The 20,558-nt window shown below is 59.1% G+C and carries 18 protein-coding genes and 1 pseudogene; 7 read left to right on the top strand and 12 right to left on the bottom strand.

What is annotated here, in order from left to right:
- Nucleotides 1-120: 120 nt before the first annotated feature.
- A complete protein-coding gene (miaB, locus tag RHM55_RS11590) occupies nucleotides 121-1,449 on the bottom strand; it encodes a tRNA (N6-isopentenyl adenosine(37)-C2)-methylthiotransferase MiaB (protein WP_322182148.1) in 1,329 nt (442 codons plus the stop codon).
- A 131-nt stretch (nucleotides 1,450-1,580) separates the two neighbouring features.
- Here miaB and RHM55_RS11585 point away from each other — a divergent pair, with 131 nt between their 5' ends.
- Nucleotides 1,581-1,907, top strand: a complete 327-nt coding sequence (locus RHM55_RS11585) for a DUF1820 family protein (protein ID WP_322182146.1) — start codon at nucleotides 1,581-1,583, stop codon at nucleotides 1,905-1,907.
- 35 nt (nucleotides 1,908-1,942) lie between these two features.
- On the opposite strand, the gene RHM55_RS11580 is transcribed toward RHM55_RS11585, so the two are convergent.
- The 4 genes from RHM55_RS11580 to RHM55_RS11565 form a co-directional block, all read right to left on the bottom strand.
- Nucleotides 1,943-2,491 (bottom strand): tetratricopeptide repeat protein, encoded by a 549-nt coding sequence (locus RHM55_RS11580; RefSeq protein WP_322182144.1) that lies wholly within the window; start codon nucleotides 2,489-2,491, stop codon nucleotides 1,943-1,945.
- 285 nt (nucleotides 2,492-2,776) lie between these two features.
- Complete coding sequence (hemL, locus tag RHM55_RS11575; RefSeq protein ID WP_322182142.1) at nucleotides 2,777-4,060, bottom strand: glutamate-1-semialdehyde 2,1-aminomutase; 1,284 nt, start codon at nucleotides 4,058-4,060, stop codon at nucleotides 2,777-2,779.
- A gap of 42 nt (nucleotides 4,061-4,102) precedes the next feature.
- Nucleotides 4,103-4,729, bottom strand: a complete 627-nt coding sequence (thiE, locus tag RHM55_RS11570; protein WP_322182139.1) for a thiamine phosphate synthase — start codon at nucleotides 4,727-4,729, stop codon at nucleotides 4,103-4,105.
- 41 nt (nucleotides 4,730-4,770) lie between these two features.
- A complete protein-coding gene (locus tag RHM55_RS11565; RefSeq protein WP_322182137.1) occupies nucleotides 4,771-5,568 on the bottom strand; it encodes a hydroxymethylpyrimidine/phosphomethylpyrimidine kinase in 798 nt (265 codons plus the stop codon).
- Between the two features lie 401 nt (nucleotides 5,569-5,969).
- Here RHM55_RS11565 and RHM55_RS11560 point away from each other — a divergent pair.
- From RHM55_RS11560 to RHM55_RS11545, 4 genes and pseudogenes are all read left to right on the top strand, one after another.
- Nucleotides 5,970-7,922 (top strand): annotated as a pseudogene (locus RHM55_RS11560) (7TM diverse intracellular signaling domain-containing protein); the annotation flags it as partial.
- A gap of 173 nt (nucleotides 7,923-8,095) precedes the next feature.
- A complete protein-coding gene (locus RHM55_RS11555; protein WP_322182135.1) occupies nucleotides 8,096-9,745 on the top strand; it encodes an acyl-CoA dehydrogenase family protein in 1,650 nt (549 codons plus the stop codon).
- A gap of 101 nt (nucleotides 9,746-9,846) precedes the next feature.
- Entirely contained in the window at nucleotides 9,847-11,319 is a 1,473-nt protein-coding gene (gene amn / locus RHM55_RS11550) for an AMP nucleosidase (protein WP_407074619.1), read from the top strand.
- A 140-nt stretch (nucleotides 11,320-11,459) separates the two neighbouring features.
- The gene (locus RHM55_RS11545) at nucleotides 11,460-12,026 is read left to right on the top strand and encodes an rRNA large subunit pseudouridine synthase E (protein WP_322182879.1); all 567 of its coding nucleotides are present in this window, start codon (nucleotides 11,460-11,462) and stop codon (nucleotides 12,024-12,026) included.
- Nucleotides 12,027-12,056: 30 nt separating this feature from the next.
- Here the strand turns inward: RHM55_RS11545 and RHM55_RS11540 are convergent, their stop codons facing one another.
- The 3 genes from RHM55_RS11540 to RHM55_RS11530 form a co-directional block, all read right to left on the bottom strand.
- Nucleotides 12,057-12,257 (bottom strand): DUF2788 domain-containing protein, encoded by a 201-nt coding sequence (locus RHM55_RS11540; RefSeq protein ID WP_219062813.1) that lies wholly within the window; start codon nucleotides 12,255-12,257, stop codon nucleotides 12,057-12,059.
- 74 nt (nucleotides 12,258-12,331) lie between these two features.
- Nucleotides 12,332-12,811 carry an Lrp/AsnC family transcriptional regulator gene (locus tag RHM55_RS11535; RefSeq protein WP_219062658.1) on the bottom strand — a complete coding sequence of 160 codons (480 nt, stop codon included), beginning with the start codon at nucleotides 12,809-12,811 and terminating at the stop codon, nucleotides 12,332-12,334.
- 522 nt (nucleotides 12,812-13,333) lie between these two features.
- Nucleotides 13,334-13,762: a hypothetical protein gene (locus RHM55_RS11530; RefSeq protein ID WP_416152010.1), complete on the bottom strand. Its 429-nt coding sequence runs from the start codon at nucleotides 13,760-13,762 to the stop codon at nucleotides 13,334-13,336.
- On the opposite strand from RHM55_RS11530, the gene RHM55_RS11525 reads away from it, so the two are divergent.
- On the top strand, nucleotides 13,754-14,473 hold the full coding sequence (locus RHM55_RS11525; RefSeq protein ID WP_322182130.1) for a DUF6515 family protein: 720 nt from the start codon (nucleotides 13,754-13,756) through the stop codon (nucleotides 14,471-14,473). The two genes, RHM55_RS11530 and RHM55_RS11525, sit on opposite strands and share 9 nt — an antisense overlap.
- Here RHM55_RS11525 and RHM55_RS11520 read toward each other — a convergent pair.
- Together RHM55_RS11520 and RHM55_RS11515 are read right to left on the bottom strand one after the other, a co-directional pair.
- Nucleotides 14,466-15,359, bottom strand: a complete 894-nt coding sequence (locus RHM55_RS11520; RefSeq protein WP_322182128.1) for a cation diffusion facilitator family transporter — start codon at nucleotides 15,357-15,359, stop codon at nucleotides 14,466-14,468. The two genes, RHM55_RS11525 and RHM55_RS11520, sit on opposite strands and share 8 nt — an antisense overlap.
- 14 nt (nucleotides 15,360-15,373) lie before the next feature.
- Nucleotides 15,374-15,793 carry a polyribonucleotide nucleotidyltransferase gene (locus RHM55_RS11515; protein ID WP_322182126.1) on the bottom strand — a complete coding sequence of 140 codons (420 nt, stop codon included), beginning with the start codon at nucleotides 15,791-15,793 and terminating at the stop codon, nucleotides 15,374-15,376.
- Nucleotides 15,794-15,916: 123 nt separating this feature from the next.
- Here RHM55_RS11515 and hrpB point away from each other — a divergent pair, with 123 nt between their 5' ends.
- Nucleotides 15,917-18,463: an ATP-dependent helicase HrpB gene (gene hrpB, locus RHM55_RS11510; RefSeq protein WP_322182124.1), complete on the top strand. Its 2,547-nt coding sequence runs from the start codon at nucleotides 15,917-15,919 to the stop codon at nucleotides 18,461-18,463.
- Nucleotides 18,464-18,565: 102 nt separating this feature from the next.
- On the opposite strand, the gene RHM55_RS11505 is transcribed toward hrpB, so the two are convergent.
- Both RHM55_RS11505 and RHM55_RS11500 read right to left on the bottom strand, forming a co-directional pair.
- Nucleotides 18,566-19,306, bottom strand: coding sequence for a hypothetical protein (locus RHM55_RS11505; protein WP_322182877.1), 741 nt, complete (start codon nucleotides 19,304-19,306; stop codon nucleotides 18,566-18,568).
- Nucleotides 19,307-20,015: 709 nt separating this feature from the next.
- Nucleotides 20,016-20,219 (bottom strand): co-regulatory protein PtrA N-terminal domain-containing protein, encoded by a 204-nt coding sequence (locus RHM55_RS11500; protein ID WP_322182122.1) that lies wholly within the window; start codon nucleotides 20,217-20,219, stop codon nucleotides 20,016-20,018.
- Between the last annotated feature and the right edge of the window lie 339 nt (nucleotides 20,220-20,558).

Below are 20,558 nucleotides of genomic sequence, written 5' to 3'. Positions count from 1 at the left end.
ACCGGGCTTGCCCGCGATCAGCTGCGAAGCAGTCGCAGATTCGTTGAACTCACCACCGCCGGAAGGTCGTACCGACCTTGTCGCAGGCAAGCCAGCGCCTACAAAGTTGTGTGCGTCGGCTTATTGCAACAATGACCCCCGTAGCGAGTGCGGCTGTGCGTCGTCGATATAGACGTCGGCGAACTGACCGATCAGCTTGGGATTGTCGCAGCGGAAGTTGACGATTCGATTATTCTCGGTGCGACCCTGCAACTCGCCAGGGTCTTTTTTCGAGTAATCGGTCACCAGGATTCGCTGAGTACTGCCCACCATCTGTCGGCTGATCTCGAAACCCTGCTGATTCAGGCGATGCTGCAAGGCTGCCAGGCGCTGTTTTTTCAGCGTTTCAGGGGTTTCATCTTTCAAGTCGGCCGCAGGCGTACCCGGTCGTGGGCTGTAGACGAAGGAAAACGAAAAGTCGAAACCCACGTCTTCGATCAGCTTCATGGTCTGCTCGAAATCTTTTTCGGTCTCGCCAGGGAAGCCGACGATGAAGTCCGAACTGATGCTGATGCCCGGTACCGCGGCCCGCAATTTGCGCAGCTTGGATTTGTATTCGAGGGTGGTGTGATTGCGCTTCATCGCCGACAAAATCCTGTCGGAGCCCGATTGCACCGGCAAGTGCAGGTGTTTGACCAGCTCGGGCACTTCAGCGTGGGCCAGGATCAGGCTGTCGGAAAATTCCAGCGGGTGCGAGGTGGTGTAGCGAATACGGTCGATGCCGTCGATTGCCGCGACCACTCGGATCAACTCGGCCAGATCGGCCACGCGCCCGTCGTGCATCGCGCCACGATAGCCGTTGACGTTCTGCCCCAGAAGCGTCACTTCTCGCACGCCGTTTTCGGCCAGGTGCATGACTTCGGCAACAACCCCATCGAACGGACGGCTGACTTCTTCGCCTCGGGTGTAGGGCACCACGCAGAAGGTGCAGTATTTGCTGCAACCTTCCATTACCGACACATAGGCACTCGGTCCATCGACGCGAGGCTCGGGCAGGTGGTCGAATTTTTCGATTTCCGGGAACGACACATCGACCTGAGGCAGGCGTGTGGTGCGCGCGGCGTCGATCATTTCCGGCAAACGGTGCAGGGTCTGTGGGCCGAAGACCACATCCACGTAGGGCGCGCGATCACGAATCGCTGCGCCTTCCTGGCTGGCCACGCAACCGCCGACGGCGATCACCATGTCCGGTTTGGCCAGTTTCAGTTCGCGCCAACGGCCTAGCTGGGAGTAAACCCGGTCCTGGGCACGTTCGCGGATCGAGCAGGTATTGAGCAGGATGACGTCGGCATCTTCTGCGCGAGCAGTGACTTCCAGGGCTTGATGTTCGCCCAGCAGATCGACCATGCGCGAGCTGTCGTACTCGTTCATTTGGCAACCGTGGGTTTCGATATAAAGCTTCTTGGCCATGCGTGATCATCAGGTGATTCGAAGAACCGCGCATTATAGTGGCGCCGGCCTTCGGTTCCTAGCGTTGCCTGTCCAGTGGACATGCTATAGTTTGCGCCCTCTTTTATATCCCCCGATTGTTACCTGCCGTTATGACCAAACGTGATGCTCCAATTTACAAGGTGATTTTCCTCAACCAGGGCCAGGTGTTCGAAATGTACGCCAAGCAAATCTATCAAAGCGATTTGTGGGGTTTTCTGGAGGTGGAAGAGTTCGTCTTTGGCGAGCGCACGACCGTGGTCGTGGACCCGAGCGAAGAGAAACTCAAGGCTCAGTTCGAAGGTGTGGTGCGCAGTTTCGTGCCGATGCATTCGATTGTGCGCATTGATGAGGTCGAGCGCATGGGCACGGCGAAGATCAGCGAGGCCCGGGGCACCAGCAATGTAATGCCATTCCCGATGCCGATGCCGGACAAGTAAGAGGCGGTTCAGGGTTCAAGGATTGAATCAGTGACTCAGGGCAATGGCGCGAACGGCGTACGACCTTCCGCTGATTGCAACTCCAGCAGGTAATTGCGGAAAATCTGTCCCAGTACCTGGGTTGCGATTTCCAGCTCATCGCGCTGCATCTGTGCAGATACTTCATCGGCCGTATCCAGCGCGTCCTCGGCACCATTGACCGCCGCCATCTTCAGCACGATATAAGCCTGAATGTTATTGGCTTGTACGCCTTCGCCCCGATAAAACATCAAACCCAGCCGGTATTGCGCCTGGGCATGGCCTTGCAGCGAGGCCTGCTCAAAGTAGTTCAGTGCCTGGATGAGATCACGCGGTGCGTTTTTGCCGTCGTAGTAAAACTCGCCCAACTCGAATTGTGCTTGTGCATCCCCGGCTTGCGCAGCTTTTTGGCATGCCGCCAACGCCTCAGGCAGATTATCTGGCTGGGTATTGAGGGTGCAACGACCCACCGCTGGGATTAACAACGAGTTGCCGCCTGCATTCGCCAGCAGGGGATGAAGAAGCAACAGGCAGCCCAAAGCAAGGGCCCGGCCGGTGCGGTTCATGGGAATCGACTTGCCTCTGAAAAGGTGCGGGCGTACCCGTCCAGCGGAACGTGCTGGCGGCACATTATGAAATAAGCAGGGCCAACCTTACAAAGTCTTTACAGCTTTTCTGCTGCGCGGGCTTGATGTGCCTGATTTTGCGAGGGAAAAGGCCGATCAAGCCCCCATAAATCCCCTTGTAGGAGCGCGCTTGCCCGCGATCGACCGTGAAACGGTCGAAAACCGGTATCAAGATTCTTCCAGAAAACCGCGTTTTGGCAGCTCCTACAGGAGATTGGCTGAGGCTTATTTCAATGCGGCAAACGCTTTTTCAGCAGCATCGAGGGTCAGTTGCAGTTCAGTGTCGCCGTGGGCGATGGAGGTGAAGCCGGCCTCGAATGCGCTCGGTGCCAGGTATACACCGCCTTCGAGCATCAGGTGGAAGAAGCGCTTGAAGCGCTCGGCATCGCTGGTCATCACGTCCTTGAAGGTGACGATGTCGTCAGCACCGCTGAAGTACAGGCCAAACATGCCGCCCGCCTGAGTGGTCACGAACGGAATGCCTGCAGCGTTGGCGCGTTGTTGCAGGCCATCGAGCAGGCGGCTGGTGAAGCTGCTGAGTTCGTCATGGAAGCCTGGACGGCTGATCAGGCGCAAAGTCGCCAGACCTGCAGCCATGGCCAGCGGGTTGCCTGACAGAGTGCCCGCCTGATAGACCGGGCCCAGCGGCGCGATGTGCGACATGATTTCGCGTTTGCCGCCAAAACAGCCGACCGGCATACCGCCACCGATGATCTTGCCGAAGGTGCTCAGGTCCGGCTTCACGCCGTAAAACGCTTGCGCGCCGCCCAGTGCAACACGGAACCCGGTCATCACTTCGTCGAAAATCAGGACCACGCCATGTTTGTCGCAGAGCCTGCGCAAGCCTTCGAGGAAACCCGGCGCTGGCGGTACGCAGTTCATGTTGCCGGCGACCGGCTCGACGATGATGCACGCCACTTCCTGGCCGACTTCGTTGAGCAGTTGCTCGACCGCGTCGATATCGTTGAAGGGGGCGGTCAGCGTGTGTTTGGCGAACGCAGCGGGGACGCCCGCCGAGCTTGGAACGCCTTGGGTCAGCGCGCCGGAGCCGGCCTTGACCAGCAGGCTGTCGGAGTGACCGTGGTAACAGCCTTCAAATTTGATGATGCTGTCGCGGCCAGTGAAACCTCGGGCCAGACGAATCGCGCTCATGGTCGCTTCGGTGCCGGAGCTGACCATGCGCACCATTTCCATCGACGGCACGATGGCGCAGACCAGATCGGCCATCTCGGTTTCCATGGCCGTTGGGGCACCGTAGGACAAGCCGTGTTCCAGTTGCTTGCGCACGGCATCAAGCACGTCCGGGTGGCTGTGGCCGAGAATCATCGGGCCCCAGGAGCCGACGTAATCAACATAACGCTTATCGTCTTCGTCGGTCACGTAGGCGCCGACAGCGTGCTTGAAGAACAACGGCGTGCCGCCCACGCTTTTGAAGGCACGAACCGGCGAGTTGACACCGCCAGGGATGTGTTTTTGGGCGTTGGCGAACAGGATTTCAGAACGGGACATGGTCGGGTCTCTATTTGAATCGGAAAAAGGTCTGAATCGGCGTCAGGCGGTTTTGAACAAAGCGTTGAATGCGCGGGCGCGTCGGGTGACTTCCTGGGTGTTGTCCGCGCCGAACAGGCCGTGGACCACCGCCAGCAGGTCGGCACCGTGGGCCACCAGTGGCGCGGCATTCTCCAGGGTGATTCCGCCAATGACCGCAATCGGCAGATGGAGGCGGGCGCGAGCCTGGTCCAGCAGATCAAGGGTTGCAGTGGGCGCGCCGGGTTTGGTGTTGGAATTGAAGAAACGCCCGAACGCGACGTAGCTGGCGCCGTCGGCTTTGGCTTTTTCAGCCAGCTCCAGTTGGCCATGGCAGGTCGCGCCGATGATCGCTTTGTGCCGTAACAGGGCACGTGCAACCGGCATCGAGCCGTCAGTCTGGCCCAAATGCACGCCGACGCCGAGGCGCGCAGCCAGCTCGGCATCATCGTTGATGATGAGTTTGGTGTTGTAGCGCTCGCACAGCCTGAGCAGGGTGTCGGCTTCGCGCAAACGACGGGTTTCGTCGGTGCTTTTGTCGCGGTACTGCAACAGAGTGACGCCGCCCTCAAGGGCGGCCTCGACGTAAGACAGGAACTTGCCAGCCAGCAGTTGGCTGTCGGTAATGGCGTACAAGCCACGTAGTTTCATCGGTCAAACCTCATGGCGCGGCATTACGGGCAAACAGGGTCTTACGAGCAGAAATCAAGGGGCAGACGTCGCGGCACGTATTGGCCTTTGCCCAACTGCTCGGCATCGCGCAACGTACGCCAAGTATAGGTGAGCGCCGTTTGCACGGCGCTCACCAGATGTTCCCCCAATGCCAGGCGTCCGGCCAGTGCACTGGCCAATGTGCAGCCAGAACCGTGGTAGCTGCCGGGCAGGCGTTGGCAGGTGAACGTACGGGTTTCGCCGTTGCGGATGTACAGGCGGTTGTGGATAAGTTCTTCGTCACCGTGACCGCCAGTGATCAGCAGGTGCTGGCAAAAGGGCAGAAGCTTTTCCGCGCATTCATCGGCGGTGCCTTCGGGCAGTTCGGCAAGGATGCGCGCTTCAGGCAAGTTTGGGGTCGCGATGGTGGCCAGTGGCAGCAGTCGTTCGCGCATGGCGTAACCGACTTCGTCCTTGCCCAGACGACCGCCACCGCCGGCACGCAGCACCGGGTCGCAGACCAGGGGTAAATGCGGATGCGCCAGGAGCAGTTCGACAACGGTGTCGACCATCTCCAGCGAGCCGAGCATGCCCAGCTTGACGGCGGCCACGGTCGAGTCGTTGAGCACGGCGTTGGCTTGTGCCAACACCCACTCGCGGTCCAGGACCCGGAAATTGCTGACATTGACGGTGTCTTGCACGGTCAGGGCGGTGATTGCCGGTGCGGCATGGCAGCCTTGAGCGAGAAGGGCTTCGATATCTGCCTGCAGGCCGGCACCACCACTAGGATCGTGGCCGGAGAGACAGAGGACAACGGGGCGGGAGCTATAGGTATTCATGGTGCGCGAGCTTACCACCAAACTTTTTCCGGAGCCGCTAGCCGGTGTCGGATTTTTCATACAGCTGAACCGGACCGTCGCTTGTTTGAATGGCTCGAATACGTCGACGGTTGCGCGCGTATTCTCCTGAAAGGCCCGGAATAGAGCCTTTTGTTTAATTAAAAGAGTGGTGCCTCATGGTCATTCACCGCTATGCTCACGCCAGCCTCACCGAGGCAACAGTGCCTTCAGTTGCGGACGACTAAGCACATTTGCAAAAAACACCGTCTCACGCACAATGGACCGCGGGTATGAAGCCGTGCCTTGACGTGTTCAATACTAATAACAGGACCTGCAGGTTGACGGTGTCTCACAGGGAGAGGGGGCTTTGCGATCAGCCGGACAGGCCATGCTGGGGTTGTATGCGCTATTTGCTGATAATGCTGGTCGCCTGGGTGCCTCTTTTTGCCAGCGCCATCGAGTTTGACGAGGATACCGGTACCTTGCCTTTAGGGCGGGCGGTGCAGGTGTTCGAAGATGTAACGGGCGAGGCGACCATCGATGAGGTCAGCGCTCCGGCCACGGCTGCGCTCTTTCGTGGGCTGGATGCCGACACCCTCAATGCGGGCTATTCACGTTCGGCGTTCTGGCTGAAGCTGGACCTGCAGTTTCGCCCCAAACGTCCAGACGTTCAGCGGGATTGGCTGCTGGAGCTGGCCTATCCACCCATGGACCACGTCGACCTCTTCACCGCCGACGCTTCTGGTCGCTTTCGGGTGGCTTGGCAGACTGGGGATATGCTGCCTTTCTCCAGTCGCCAGATTGAACAGAATAACTACCTCTTTGCACTCGACCTGCCGGCCAATCAAGTGCAGACGGTGTACCTGCGCCTGACCAGCCAAGGCTCGATCCAGGCGCCACTCGCCCTCTGGTCCAGCCACGCCTATATCGCAGCGCAACCTGCGCGCATCTATGTGTTGGGTCTGATTTACGGCATGTTGCTGGGGATGTTGGTCTACAACCTGTTCATCTACCTCAGCGTGCGCGACACCAGTTACCTGTACTACATCCTTTATATCGCCTCGTTCGGGCTGTATCAGATTTCGGTGAATGGCGCGGGCATCGAGTTCTTGTGGCCGAACAATCCGTGGTGGGCGAATGCGGCAACCCCGTTTCTGGTGGGCGCGTCGGTGTTATTCGCCAGTCAGTTCTCTCGGCACTTTTTACAGACGCCCGTCTGGGGCCGCTGGCTTGATCGCTTGCTCGTGTTGATGATAGCTTTTGCCTCGGTGGTCATGGTCCTGGCGGTGGCTACCGGCTACGGTTTGGCGCTGCGACTGGCAACGGCATTGGTGCTGCTGTTTACCCTGGTGATGGTCGCCACCGGCATCACTGCCTGGCTGCACGGGTTGCGTGTTGCGCGCTACTTCGTCATTGCCTGGTCGGTGTTTCTCACCGGAGGCCTGATCAATGCGTTCATGCTGCTCGGCTATTTGCCCAATAACTTCCTGACCATGTATTCCAGTCAGATCGGCTCGGTACTGGAAGTGGCGCTGCTGTCGCTGGCCTTGGCTGACCGAATCAACATGATGCGGGATCAACAGGCGCAGACCCTCTTTGAAGCGGGGCAAAGCCTTGAACGTTTGAATCAGCAGTTGGCCACCAGTAACCGGTTGAAGGACGAGTTTCTTGCCACGCTCACCCATGAGCTGCGTACGCCAATGAATGGGGTGATCGGTTCGTTGGAATTGATGCAAACGGTACCGATGGACAGCGAACTGACGTTCTATCAACAGACCGCTGCCGACTCTGCCCAAGACATGATGGGTATGATCAATGGGATTTTGACGTTGACTGAATTGCAGGCCGGCAGGCTTTGCGCGGTAAATAGCCCCTTCAGTTTGCGTCAATTGCTCTCCAGCGTGCATGGCCAGTACGCCAGCCTGGCAGAGGATAGGCACCTGGATTTCGCCATTGAACTGGATGAGCAGCTGCCTGATAACGTGCTCGGCGATGTCGGCAAATTGCAGCAATGCGTCGGGTGCCTGCTGGATAACGCGATAAAATTCACCAAGACTGGGGCGATCATGGTTCGGGTGACGGGTCAGTCTGACGATGTGGCAACCCTGAGCTTGTTGATTGAAGTGATCGACACCGGCATTGGTTTTCATCGGCTGGATGAGGCGACCTTGTATCAGACTTTTTTCCAAGTCGATGGCTCCATAACCCGCGAATACGGTGGCTTGGGCATTGGCCTGGCGATCTGCCGGCAATTGGTCGAGCGGATGGGCGGCCGTTTGAGTCATGAGTCCGAGCCGGGGCGGGGCAGCTGCTTCAGGCTCCGGGTTGAACTTCAGCGCGAAGTAGAGGCGCCGCAGTGCGGATCAGCAGTTATTCACGGCCAGTGGTGAGCAAGTTGAGATGAATTGCAGGGTGAAAGCGCCGGCATTTAGTCGGATATGTCACTTTTTATAGGGTTGTGTGCGTGATTCACTGAGTTTCATGGGCGTGTCCTTTGGCACGTCCGCGAAGACAGGAGCGCTCAGGAATGAACCTGCATCAGTTCGCCGAGACCCATGAGGTCACCAACCAGCCGCCTTCACTGGACGGCATCAATTTGTACCGCATCGACCTGCCCCTGCAAGAGTGGTCGCAGCGTTACGATGCCGGTTGGGCGCAGTCGAGGATCGACACCTACGGCGCGCTGGCCGGAGGGCCGTTGATGGCGGCCGGGTTCCTTGCCAATCAGAACAAGCCGGTGTTCGTCAGTCATGACCGCTACGGGCATCGCATCGATCTGGTGGAGTTTCATCCGGCTTATCACGAACTGATGCGCACGGCGGTCGAGCATGGATTGCCGTCTCTGCCCTGGACTGATCCGCAACCAGGGGCCCACGTCGCACGTGCGGCCATGAGCTACCTGCACAGTCAGGCTGAAGCTGGCAGTGGTTGTCCGTTGACCATGACGTTTGCCAGTGTGCCAGCGCTGAAAATCCAGCCTGATCTGGCTGAGATCTGGTTGCCAAAAATCCTTGCCACCGAATATGACCCACGCAATGTAGGCATCAGCCACAAGGCGGGTGTGACTATCGGCATGGCGATGACCGAGAAACAGGGTGGCACCGACGTGCGCGCCAACACCACGCGGGCTTATCCGGTCGGTGTGACTGGGCCGGGCCAGGCGTATGAGTTGGTTGGGCATAAGTGGTTCTGTTCGGCGCCGATGTGCGATGCGTTTCTGACATTGGCACAGACCGATAAAGGACTGACCTGCTTCTTGCTGCCGCGCCATCGTCCTGACGACAGTCGTAACCAGTTCTACGTCCAGCGCCTGAAGAACAAACTGGGCAACTGGTCCAACGCCTCCAGCGAGGTCGAGTTCCGAGGCGCGCTCGCCTGGATGGTCGGTGAAGAAGGGCGCGGCGTGCCGACCATTATCGAGATGGTGGCCATGACCCGTTTCGATTGCATGGTCGGCTCTAGCGCCCTGATGCGTCAGGCCCTGACTCAGGCGGCACATCACTGCGCGCATCGCAGCGTCGGCGGGCGTGTGCTCAGCGAGCAGCCGTTGATGCAAAACGTCCTGGCCGATCTGGCGCTGGAAAGCGAAGCGGCGCTGGCGTTGACGATGCGTATGGGGCGCGCGCTGGACCATCTGCAAGACTCGCAAGAAGGACGCTTCGCCCGATTGGTCACGGCCGTGGGCAAATACTGGATCTGCAAGCGCGCCCCGGCAATGATCAACGAAGCAGCCGAATGCATGGGCGGTGCCGGTTATGTCGAAGAGAGCATTTTGCCGCGCCTGTACCGTGAGGCGCCGGTCAACTCGACGTGGGAAGGCTCTGGCAATGTGCAATGCCTGGACGTCCTGCGTGCGCTGTCCAAAGAACCCGGTGTGCTGGATGCGTTGTTTGACGAGCTGGGCGATGGCCACGGCGACAAACGGTTGGCTGCGCACATCGAGCACCTTAAAGCGGCGTTCAAGGACACCGCTGACATCCAGTACCGCGCACGACAACTGACTGAAGACATCGCCATAGGGCTGCAAGCCAAGCTCTTGCTGGAAGCCGGCAATGCCAGCGTCAGCGACGGGTTCATCGCCAGTCGACTGGCAGCCTCGGGCCGGGTGTATGGCACGTTGCCGCGAGGGATTGATGTCGAGGCGCTGGTGGCAAGGTCGTCGCCGCAGGTGGGGTGATCCAGCGTAGCCGCTACAGGGTTTTGCGTGTTGTCCATCAAAGCCCTTAGTGCCTTAGTCCGACGATGCAGGCAAGATACAAGTCTGCAAGATCAGACAGGATGCGTACCGTGACCGAAGCTTTTATTGTCGTTGAAACCGCCGAGCAAGCCGTGGACCGGCTTGCTGTACTGCATGAGCGCGCAACCAGGGCGCTGAGTCAGGCGCTCAAGCGCTATCTCAAAGATCGGGTCGAGCCGGATGCGGCTGAGCGTGAACTGTTCCACTACCCGGAATTGCGCCTGACGTATCTGTGCCAGGGCGAAGTGCCACTGACGACTCGGGCCTACGCCAAGGTCCAGTTGCCGGGCACCTACAGTGTCACCGTGACCCATCCGTCGGCGTTTCGTAACTATTTGCTCGAGCAATTGGTGCCGTTGATGAACGACTTCACCATCACGGTGGAAGTGGGCGTCAGCGAGCAGAACATTCCTTATCCGTACGTGGTCGAGCAGGGCGATGAACTGGCCGGCTCCGGCGTCACTGCTGCAGCGCTGGCGCGGGTATTCCCGAGCACTGACTTGTCCGCTGCGACCGATGGTATTGCCGACGGTCTGTACGATTGGGCCAACACCGACCCGTTGCCCCTGGCGCTGTTCGATGCCGCGCGGGTGGACTTTTCCCTGCGCCGACTGGTGCATTACACCGGCAGCGACTGGCGTCATGTGCAGCCGTGGATTCTGCTGACCAACTACCACCGCTATGTCGACCAGTTCATCGTCCATGGCCTGGAAAAACTGCGCGACGACCCGCGCTTCGTGCGTATGGTCTTGCCAGGCAACGTGGTTGTCGACAAAGGCATGGATCACGGCGAGGCGCAGGCCATCGTCGCGGGCGTGGTCTGGCACCGCTACCAGATGCCGGCCTATCACTTGATAGCGACCGACGGTCATGGCGTAACCCTGGTCAACATCGGCGTCGGCCCGTCCAACGCGAAAAACATCACTGACCACTTGGCCGTACTGCGCCCGCATTGCTGGTTGATGATCGGTCACTGCGGCGGCTTGCGCCAATCGCAAACCATCGGCGACTACGTGCTGGCTCATGCGTATATGCGCCGCGACGGTATTCTCGACCGGGTCGTGCCGCCGAATATCCCGATTCCGGCACTGGCTGAAGTGCAGGTCGCGTTGCAGGAAGCGGCAGCACAAGTCACTGGCGAGCGCGGCGATGAACTGAAGAAGCGTTTGCGGACCGGCACCGTGCTGACCTACGACGACCGCAATTGGGAATTGCGCTGGGCGCAGGAACGTCCGCTGATCAACCTCTCACGGGCGGTTGCGGTCGACATGGAAAGCGGCACGATTGCCGCCCAGGGTTATCGCTTGCGGGTGCCCTACGGCACGCTGCTGTGTGTGTCGGACAAGCCGCTGCACAGTGAAATCAAACTGCCGGGTGCAGCCAACGCTTTCTACGAGCGTGCGGTCAGTCAGCATTTGAAAATCGGTATCGCCGCCTTGGACCTGCTGCGCACCGAACTCAACTCGCTGCACTCACGCAAACTGCGCAGCTTCGATGAGCCGCCGTTCCGTTAATTGATCGGTTAGGTTAGTCATTTACAGAAAGGGCCACTAAAGTGGCCCTTTCTGTTTTCGAATATTGAATCGTCATGTCCCGCACCCAACGCCCAGTGTCCCGCCGTCCTGCCGCCAACAACTCAGGGAGTACCCGGCGCGTGGCCAAAGCCCCGCCCGCCGAACCCAAACTGATCCTGTTCAACAAACCGTTTGATGTGCTGACGCAATTCAGCGACGGAGAAGGGCGGGCGACACTCAAGGACTTCATTGCGATCCCGGGCGTGTACCCGGCTGGGCGACTGGACCGTGACAGCGAAGGCTTGTTGCTGCTGACCAACGACGGTCAGCTACAGGCGCGTATTGCCGATCCCAAACACAAGCTGCCGAAGACCTACTGGGTCCAGGTCGAAGGCGAGCCGACGGCTGAGCAGTTGCAGCGTTTGCGTGAGGGTGTCGAACTGAACGATGGCCCGACCTTGCCTGCACAAGCGCGGCAGTTGGACGAGCCTGAGCTTTGGCCGCGCAATCCGCCGGTGCGCTTTCGCCAGAGCATACCGACCAGTTGGCTGGAGTTGGTGATCAAGGAAGGTCGCAACCGTCAGGTTCGGCGCATGACTGCGGCAGTCGGCTTGCCAACCCTGCGGCTGGTGCGCGTGCGCATCGGCGACTGGACTATAGAAGGGCTGGATCAAGGGCAGTGGCGGGAAGTGCCGGCGTCGCTCTGAGGCGTGGTTTGTTGCTGATCGACTGTCCGGTCAGGCTTCAATAAACGCGATCACAACGCTTTTGACCACAAAGGCGAAGATACCCAGTCCGAGTGCGAAGAACAGAATAAAGGTGCCGAACTTGCCAGCCTTGGACTTCTTCGCCAGATCCCAGACGATGAAACCCATGAAGCCGACGAGGATGGTGACCAGGATCGTCATCATCCACTCTTCAAATAGCGCAGGATCGATATCCATCATTAATCTCCAACCGGATGGCAATGGGGCGACGATTATACGGGAAAGTCCGGGGCGCTGCGTGAGGCTTAACCGCGCAGGTGCGTCAACGGTAGTTCCGTACTGGCCAGCACCTGATTGAGTACAAAGCTCGAGCGCACGCTGGTGACGCCGTCGATACGGGTCAGATGGCCCAGCAGCAGTTTCTGATAATGATCCATGTCTGGCACTACGACTTTCAGCTGATAGTCAGCGTCCATCCCGGTCACCAGACTGCATTCGAGTACCTGAGGCAGGGTGCGAATCTGCTGCTCGAAATGCTCGAAACGCTCGGGCGTGTGTCGATCCATGCCGATCAGCACATAGGCGGTCAGGTTCAGGCCCAGCTTTTTGCGGTCTAGCAGCGCAACCTGGCGGGAAATATAGCCGTCGTCTTCCAGCTGTTTGACCCGTCGTGAGCACGGTGATGGCGACAAGCCGATGCGTTCGGCCAGTTCCTGGTTGGAGATGCGCGCGTCACGTTGCAGCTCAGCCAATATGTTCAGGTCATATCTGTCGAGTTTGCTCACTAAATGCCCCTTTATAATATCTATTGCGCTGAATTATCTATCTGAAGTTAAAAATTGCGCAAGTCATGTTTTATTGAGCAATATTCGCAATCCTCTGCTGCTGCCTCAAGCCTATTCTTAACACCAGAATCACTGCCCGGACATAGCGTCCAGCGCGGCTCTCCGAATCAGGTCAGCCGCGGCCGCCAACCCCACAGGGTTGGGCAGGCCCCCGGGCTACACACTGTCCAGAAGACGGCGTGAGGTGAGCCAGCGCCAAAAGCGTTGAGCACGGACGAAATTCCCGGAGGGGGCCATCACTGGCTCCCTTTTTTTATGTGCGCGACCTTTAGCCAAAAGCGTCCGCCACATGTCGAATGGGCTGTTAAAGTGCTGCTTCTGGCGCATCCAAAAAGCAGTTTTATCAATGGGCATTTGCACCATAGTGAGGAAAGCATGAAATCGCGCATCTGGCGTTTGGCAGGTGTAAGTTTGCTGTGTTTGAGTGTCAACGCTCAGGTGCTGGCGGACGAACGAAATGATTCAGGGCCGAACCAAAACGATAACGGCCGTAACGGCGAGAATCATGAGCGTCCGGGCAATTCGGGCCAGGGCCGCCCAGAATTCGGGCAAGAGCAGCGCCAGCAGCAAGACCAACAACGTCAGCAGCAGGTACAGCAGCAACAGCGCCAGCAGCAAGACCAGCAACGTCAGCAGCAGGTACAGCAGCAACAGCGCCAGCAGCAAGACCAACAACGTCAGCAGCAAGTACAGCAACAACAGCGCCAGCAGCAAGACCAACAGCGTCAGCAGCAGGTACAGCAACAACAGCGCCAGCAGCAAGACCAACAGCGGCAGCAGCAAGTACAGCAACAACAGCGCCAGCAGCAAGACCAACAGCGTCAGCAGGATCAACAACGTGAGCAGCAACAGCGCCTGCCCATCCAGAGTCGCCCCGACGAGGTGCGGCAAACCCAGCAACCGCGTCAGGGTTATTACCAGGACAATCCTCGTCAGGGCAATTCAAACCAGAATCAACACTGGCAGAGCGGCAACTCGCCGCGCCCTGGCGGTGGCGACGGGCGACCTGGTAATGACCATTGGCAAGGCCGGCCCGATGGGCATGGCAACGGTTGGGGCTCAGGCCCGCAGTACCGTCCCGGGTATGAGATAGACCGTATGCCAAGCAGCCATTCGCGTATTGGCTGGCGTGGACAGGATTACTTTTATTCCGGTGGTTACTGGTATCGCCCACAAGGCCCGCGCTACGTGATAGTGACGCCGCCCTACGGGATTCATGTGCGCAGCTTGCCGTCGTTTTCGCAAGAGGTCTGGCTGGGCAGCACGTTGTTCTTCCTGGCTGCGGGTACCTATTACGTGTATCAGGCGGAGACTCAGGACTATGTTGTCGCCACTCCGCCGCAGGGTATCGAGCCCATCTATGCCCCAGGTCCGCCACCGCAGCAGGTGCAAACCAATGGCTATGATCCCGTGGCTTACCCCGCCAACGGTCAGGGTCCCGAGCAGCAACAGCAGGATATGTACGAGTGCCATATGTGGGGCGTGAACCAAAGCGACTTTGACCCGGCAGCCGCAGCCTATGCGCCTCCGGCCTCGGTTGCGGACATCTACCGCCGTTCGATGGCTGCTTGCCTTGCAGGGCGCGGTTACAGCGTCAACTAACGCTGGGTTCGAGCACTTCTCGCGGGTCGGCGTGCACCAGCACTTCGGCCTTCGGGAACGCTTCCTGGATGGCATCGGCTGCTTGGTCACACAGAGCGTGGGCGACGGACAGGGTCAAATGCCCTGGCAGTTCCAGGTGCAACTGAACGAACCAATGATTGCCCGATATCCGGGTGCGTATGTCATGGGCGCCCAGTACGCCGGGCACGCTGCACGCCATGTCCAGCATGCTCTGGCTGACATCCGGCGGTAGTTCTTGATCCATGAGCACCGACACGGTTTCGCGAGCGATCTGGACCGCGCTCCACAAAATGTACACGGCGATTGTCAGACCAAAATACGCGTCCAGTTGTTGCCAGCCGAACAGGGCAAGGATCAGCGCCAGCAGGATACTGGCGTTCAGCAGCAGGTCGGAACGGTAATGCAGGGAGTCGGCGCGGATGGCGGTCGAGCCGGTTTCGCGGATGACCTTGTACTGCAGCATTAGCAGTGCCACCGTTAGCACTATCGACAACACCATCACCGCAATCCCCAACCCCGGCGCCCCCAACGGCTCCGGGTGGAGAATCCGTTCGACCGCTTGATAGGCGATCAGCATCGCACTCGTGGCGATGAACAGCGCCTGGGCAATGCCTGACAGTGCTTCCGCCTTGCCGTGGCCGTACCGGTGATCGTCATCGGCCGGACGCAACGCATAATGCACCGCCAGCAGATTGAGGAACGACGCCACGCCATCGAGCGCCGAGTCGGTCAACCCGGCCAGCAGGCTGATCGAGCCACTCAGCCACCAGGCAATGCCTTTGGTGACGATCAGGATGCTCGCGACAGCCAGTGAAGCACGGGTCGCCAGACGCAACAGGCGCGCGTGTTCGGGGAGGGGGGTCATGGTGCTTTCCTAAATCAGGCGGACGGTTGCAGGCCGTACATCGCCAACTGTTGCGCGCTGCCACGGTGCTGGATCAGGCGTGGGTCATTGAGCGGCAGGCTGCGGCCCAGCTCTTTTTCGAGGATTGCTTGCAGTTTGCTGTTATCGACGCTGCCGTCAGCCTTGATCGCCGGTTGCAGCTTTTTAGGGCTGACCTGGGCGGTGCTGCCGCCGGGCAAATAGATAGCACCGGTGGCAAAGTCGACGCCAAAGGCGATCAAACCGGGAATGATGTAGAACAACAGGCCGATGGCATCAAGACCGATCACCAGGGGGTCGACCTTGCCGTCGATTTGTCCACGGCGGTCGGGGAAGAAAATGCTGCCGCAGGCGGTCATTTGGGTCAGTAAGGCAGCGACCAGAACGCCGCCGATAATGCGGGAAGGAATGCGCATAAAGATCTCCTGAATGATGGGGGTAACTATACAAGGCAAATGCTTCATGGCTAAGACTATTGCAGTCGCCCTTCGTGCGATGACGCCGGCCCCGTATAATCGGCAGCCTGTTCTGGAGCTGCCATGATTTCTCTGCCAATCGATGCTGTCCTGCCTGCCTTGCGCGATGCCCTGGCGGCGCGCCACGAAGCGGTGCTCGAAGCACCGCCCGGTGCCGGTAAAACCACGCGTGTGCCCCTGGCGCTGTTGCAAGAGCCGTGGCTCGCCGGGCAGACCATCCTGATGCTTGAGCCGCGGCGGTTGGCAGCGCGAGCGGCGGCTGAGCGGTTGGCCTGGGAGTTGGGCGAAAAAGTCGGTGAAACCGTCGGCTATCGGATCCGCCTGGAAAGCAAAGTTGGTCCCACGACCCGAATCGAAGTGGTCACGGAAGGTATTCTCACCCGTCGCTTGCAGGACGATCCGGCGCTGGAAGGCGTCGGCCTGCTGATCTTCGATGAGTTCCACGAGCGCAGCCTGGATGCCGACCTCGCACTGGCCTTGAGTCTGAATGGACGGGGGCTGTTCCGGGACGAGCAACCGCTAAAGATTCTGTTGATGTCGGCGACGCTGGAAGGTGAACGGCTGTCCAGTCTGCTGGGCGATGCGCCTGTTGTCCGCAGTGACGGGCGCATGTTTCCGGTGGCGATGCGCTGGGGGCGAACCTTTCAGGTCGGTGAATTTATCGAGCCTAGGGTGGTGCAAACCGTACTCGATGCGCTGGGTGATGAGTCGGGCAGCGTGCTGGTGTTCCTGCCGGGGCAGGCCGAGATTCGTAGGGTCAATCAACAATTGGCCGAGGTTCTTGGCGAGCGCCACGATATTTTGCTGTGTCCGTTGCACGGCGAGCTGGACTTGAATGCCCAGCGCGCGGCTATCGAGCCCGCGCCGAGCGGCACACGCAAAGTGGTGCTGGCGACCAATATCGCCGAGACCAGTCTGACCATTGATGGGGTGCGGGTGGTGATCGATGCGGGATTGGCGCGCGTGCCGCGTTTCGATCCCGGCAGCGGCATGACGCGTCTCGACACTCAGCGCATCTCCCGCGCCAGTGCCACCCAGCGCGCTGGGCGGGCGGGGCGACTGGAGCCGGGCGTGTGTTATCGGCTGTGGTCCGAAGCCCAGCACGATCAATTGGCCGCCTATGGCACGGCAGAAATTCTTCAGGCGGATCTGGCAGGGCTTGCCTTGCAACTGGCGCGCTGGGGCGTTACGCCGGCGCAATTGGTGTGGCTCGACCAGCCACCGGCGGCGGCCTATGCGCAAGCTCAGGACCTGCTCGGCCGGTTGGGCGCGCTGACCCGGAAATCGGGTGAAGACTGGAAACTCACCGGGCACGGCCAGGCCATGGCTGAGCTGCCCGCGCATCCACGCATCGCGCATTTACTGTTGCGCGGTCAGGCGTTGGGTCTGGGCGAACTGGCCTGTGACGTCGCGGCCTTGCTCGGCGAGCGTGACATCTTGCGTGGCGGCGGTGCGGACCTGCACTCCCGCCTGACCTTGCTGGCCGGCACCGAGCGTGCGGCGCGTGGCGCTCAAGGCGGGGTGCAGCGGGCAAAACAACTGGCGCGGCAGTACCGAAGTCTTTTGCAGCGGCAGCAGCGCGGAGCGGCGAACACCCCGGTCAGCGATCCGGATCACCCACGCTGGTTGGGCGCCTTGCTGGCGCTGGCCTATCCGGATCGCGTGGCCCAACAGCGGCGTGCCGGTGGCGCTGAATATCGCCTGGCCAACGGCCGCGCCGCGTTGTTCGCGGAAGCCGATGCCTTGATGAAACAACCCTGGCTGGTGGTCGCCGACCTCGGTAGTCGCCAGGGCCAGCGCGAAGAACGTATTTATCTGGCGGCGGAATTTGATCCGGCACTGTTCGACTCAGTACTCGCAGAACAAGTGATTGCCCTCGATCATCTGGAGTGGGACGAGCGAGAAGGAGTGTTCCGTGCCGAGCGTCAGCGCAAGGTGGGCGAACTGATCCTCAGTCGCGAGCCACTGACCGGCCTCGACGAATCCGCCCGCAGCCAGGCGTTATTGGCACTGATTCGGCGTAAAGGGCTGGAACTGTTGCCGTGGACCCCCGAGCTGCGCCAATGGCAGGCGCGGGTGGCGTTGCTGCGTCAGCTGGATCTGGACAAACAGGCCGATAGCGAATGGCCGGATGTGCGTGATGCGGCGTTGCTCGCGAGCCTGGAGAACTGGTTGCAGCCTTACCTGGGCAAGGTGTCGCGCCTCAGTCATTTCGCCAACCTGGACCTATCGTCGATCCTGCACAACGTGCTGCCGTGGCCGTTACCGCAACGCCTGGATGAGCTGGCGCCGCATCACCTGAGCGTGCCGTCCGGTTCTTCAGTGCGTCTGGATTACAGCGAACATCCACCGATTCTGGCGGTGCGTTTGCAAGAGCTGTTCGGCTTGGCTGAAACCCCGCGCATTGCGGGCGGCCGACAAATTATCAAACTGCACCTGCTGTCACCTGCCCGCCGCCCGGTGCAGGTGACTCAGGACCTGGCCAGCTTCTGGCGCAGCACCTATCTAGAGGTAAAAAAAGACCTCAAGGGGCGTTACCCGAAACACTACTGGCCCGAAGACCCTCTGGTGGCTGAAGCTACAGCGCGGATCAAGCCGCGTAAGCCCTAGGGGCTCTCCGAACACGTCCTCAAATGTGCTGGAAAAGTGACCACATTATGTTGTGCGTTTTTTCGACACGGGGCTTCATTTTCGCACTGCTCCATAAACCGTTTAGCCGTACACTTCTTCGGCGCTGCGGGCCTTGGCGGCGAAGAACACCAGTACGACCAATACACCGGCCAGTACTAACGATGAACCAACGGTGCCAAAATCCAGACCACCTTTTTCATGAGACTTGGTCAGGAAGTCACCGAGTGTCGCGCCGAACGGTCGGGTCAGGACAAACGCCAACCAGAAGAGCAGCACGGTGGAAATCCGCGTGTAGAACTTGGCCAACACCACTGCGGCAATTGCCGTCCCGATCAGCAGTGCGCCGCCGGCAAAGCCCAGGCCGGAGTCATCCGCCAGGTAATCGCCTAACGCTGTCCCCAGCGTGTTGGAAATCAGAATGGCCGCCCAATAGAACAGCTCGCCTTTAGTGGTGTGGATGTTGTTCACCGACAGGCTTTTTTCGCTCAATCGCCAGACGGCAAAAATCGCGATCAACAGGCTGATCAGAATCAGCGAGCCGGACGCATAGCCCAGGCCCAGGGTGCGATCCATAAAGTCCGACATGGTGGTGCCTGCGGTACTGGTGGAGAGAATAACGATCCAGTACAACACCGGCTTATAGCTCTTCGAAAACAGCTGCAAGCCAAGTGTAATCAGGAAGGCGCTTATCAGAATCAGCGAGCTGATCGCATACCCCACATTCAGTGTCATCGACAGTAAATCGCCAGCGGTCTCGCCGAGGGTGGTGGCACAGATTTTCATCACCCAGAACGCCAGGGTTATTTCCGGCAACTTGTTCAGATGGAGAGGGGTGCTCATAGGGGGGATGTGCTCCTGAAATCGGATTAGAACTATGAAGTACAGCGTTTTAAAAAGCCGCCGTTCGCCCCGGATCAACCTATATCCACTGCGGACGCCAGGTCTATGTTAGGGGGCAACGAACAAGCGGTAGCGCGAAGTACAGGCGGGCGCAATGTACGCTGTGGAAGGTCAACGTTCCGTCAAAGCCAAACCAGAGTTAATTCATTAAGTGAGTCTCTCTGATGTAAGAAGTACGCCTGAGTGTCTGTGTTTGTTGATGAAGCCCCCGTGAGTAGTTAGCTCAGGTGAAGAGGGCTTTAATAGAGTTTCTTGGGTAAATGGATTGTAGATTTTGACACGTTGATGATCATTCGCGTAACGCGCGCCATCGCGGAAACTGCTCCGCTTTGAATATGATTCAGGTAACGGAATGATGTTCCGTGGTGACATGAAACTGATCTTATGGTTCAGCGCTGCCATTCTGTCTTGCCGCGCATAACCGGGATGACGCTCGTCCATTTGAACGTGCAATCCGGGCCGGTTGGACTACGCCTGGGGCCCGATACGTCTATCGCCGTTACCACGTCGAGTCCTGCCGCCATATGGCGAGCAAGTCCTCGATTCACCTCAGGTTCTATACGGCGGCCCACTGAATCCCATGACACTTCAAGCGCATGGCGACCCCGTTGAATGAATGGGCGGTTCATTGTTAGTTGGAACGTTCAACATCGTGGTTGACCGCTTTCTGTGCAATCACTACGGCCTGGTCATGTTTGGCCTGCTGGTAGTGCGTCATTGAGACCTCACGAGCGGCGTCCATCCGTGCTACTACGCGGTCTCCACCACCTTCAGCCAACGCCGCTACGGAGGCACTCATCAGGCTGACGATCAAAAGAGCTTTAAGGGTTTTCATTGGGGAATCTCCACGGTTAAGGTAATGCCAGTTCGAAGGTGACTGGCATAAGCTTCAGGCTTGCGCTCATTCTAAAGCGGGCAACCTTTCAGGCTGTTCCCCGGTGCATAAACTTTTCGACAGGATTGTTTTATAGGTTCGATGTCCATGCAGATAGGGGATCACCGTGAGCATCAAGTTCAGGGTTGCCTGAAACTGGCTTATCAATACGAAATTGAAAAAGGTTATTAGGCTATTGCCCACGGGAACAAAAAACGTGTGCTGTCGAGCGAGCAGATCGAGTGATTGGGTGTTTCCGTCAGCGCCATGGCAGAAGCCGATGGCGCAATATGGGTCCGG

This window comes from Pseudomonas sp. MH9.2, assembly GCF_034353875.1.
Lineage (GTDB): Bacteria > Pseudomonadota > Gammaproteobacteria > Pseudomonadales > Pseudomonadaceae > Aquipseudomonas.
This window is presented reverse-complemented; position numbering and strand designations above follow the sequence as displayed.

Bases quoted from the DNA above. Each gene is read 5' to 3' on its own strand.
- miaB (WP_322182148.1), bottom strand. From the start codon at position 1,449: ATGGCCAAGAAGCTTTATATCGAAACCCACGGTTGCCAAATGAACGAG.
- RHM55_RS11585 (WP_322182146.1), top strand. From the start codon at position 1,581: ATGACCAAACGTGATGCTCCAATTTACAAGGTGATTTTCCTCAACCAG.
- RHM55_RS11580 (WP_322182144.1), bottom strand. From the start codon at position 2,491: ATGAACCGCACCGGCCGGGCCCTTGCTTTGGGCTGCCTGTTGCTTCTT.
- hemL (WP_322182142.1), bottom strand. From the start codon at position 4,060: ATGTCCCGTTCTGAAATCCTGTTCGCCAACGCCCAAAAACACATCCCT.
- thiE (WP_322182139.1), bottom strand. From the start codon at position 4,729: ATGAAACTACGTGGCTTGTACGCCATTACCGACAGCCAACTGCTGGCT.
- RHM55_RS11565 (WP_322182137.1), bottom strand. From the start codon at position 5,568: ATGAATACCTATAGCTCCCGCCCCGTTGTCCTCTGTCTCTCCGGCCAC.
- RHM55_RS11555 (WP_322182135.1), top strand. From the start codon at position 8,096: ATGAACCTGCATCAGTTCGCCGAGACCCATGAGGTCACCAACCAGCCG.
- amn (WP_407074619.1), top strand. From the start codon at position 9,847: ATGCGTACCGTGACCGAAGCTTTTATTGTCGTTGAAACCGCCGAGCAA.
- RHM55_RS11520 (WP_322182128.1), bottom strand. From the start codon at position 15,359: ATGACCCCCCTCCCCGAACACGCGCGCCTGTTGCGTCTGGCGACCCGT.
- RHM55_RS11515 (WP_322182126.1), bottom strand. From the start codon at position 15,793: ATGCGCATTCCTTCCCGCATTATCGGCGGCGTTCTGGTCGCTGCCTTA.
- hrpB (WP_322182124.1), top strand. From the start codon at position 15,917: ATGATTTCTCTGCCAATCGATGCTGTCCTGCCTGCCTTGCGCGATGCC.
- RHM55_RS11500 (WP_322182122.1), bottom strand. From the start codon at position 20,219: ATGAAAACCCTTAAAGCTCTTTTGATCGTCAGCCTGATGAGTGCCTCC.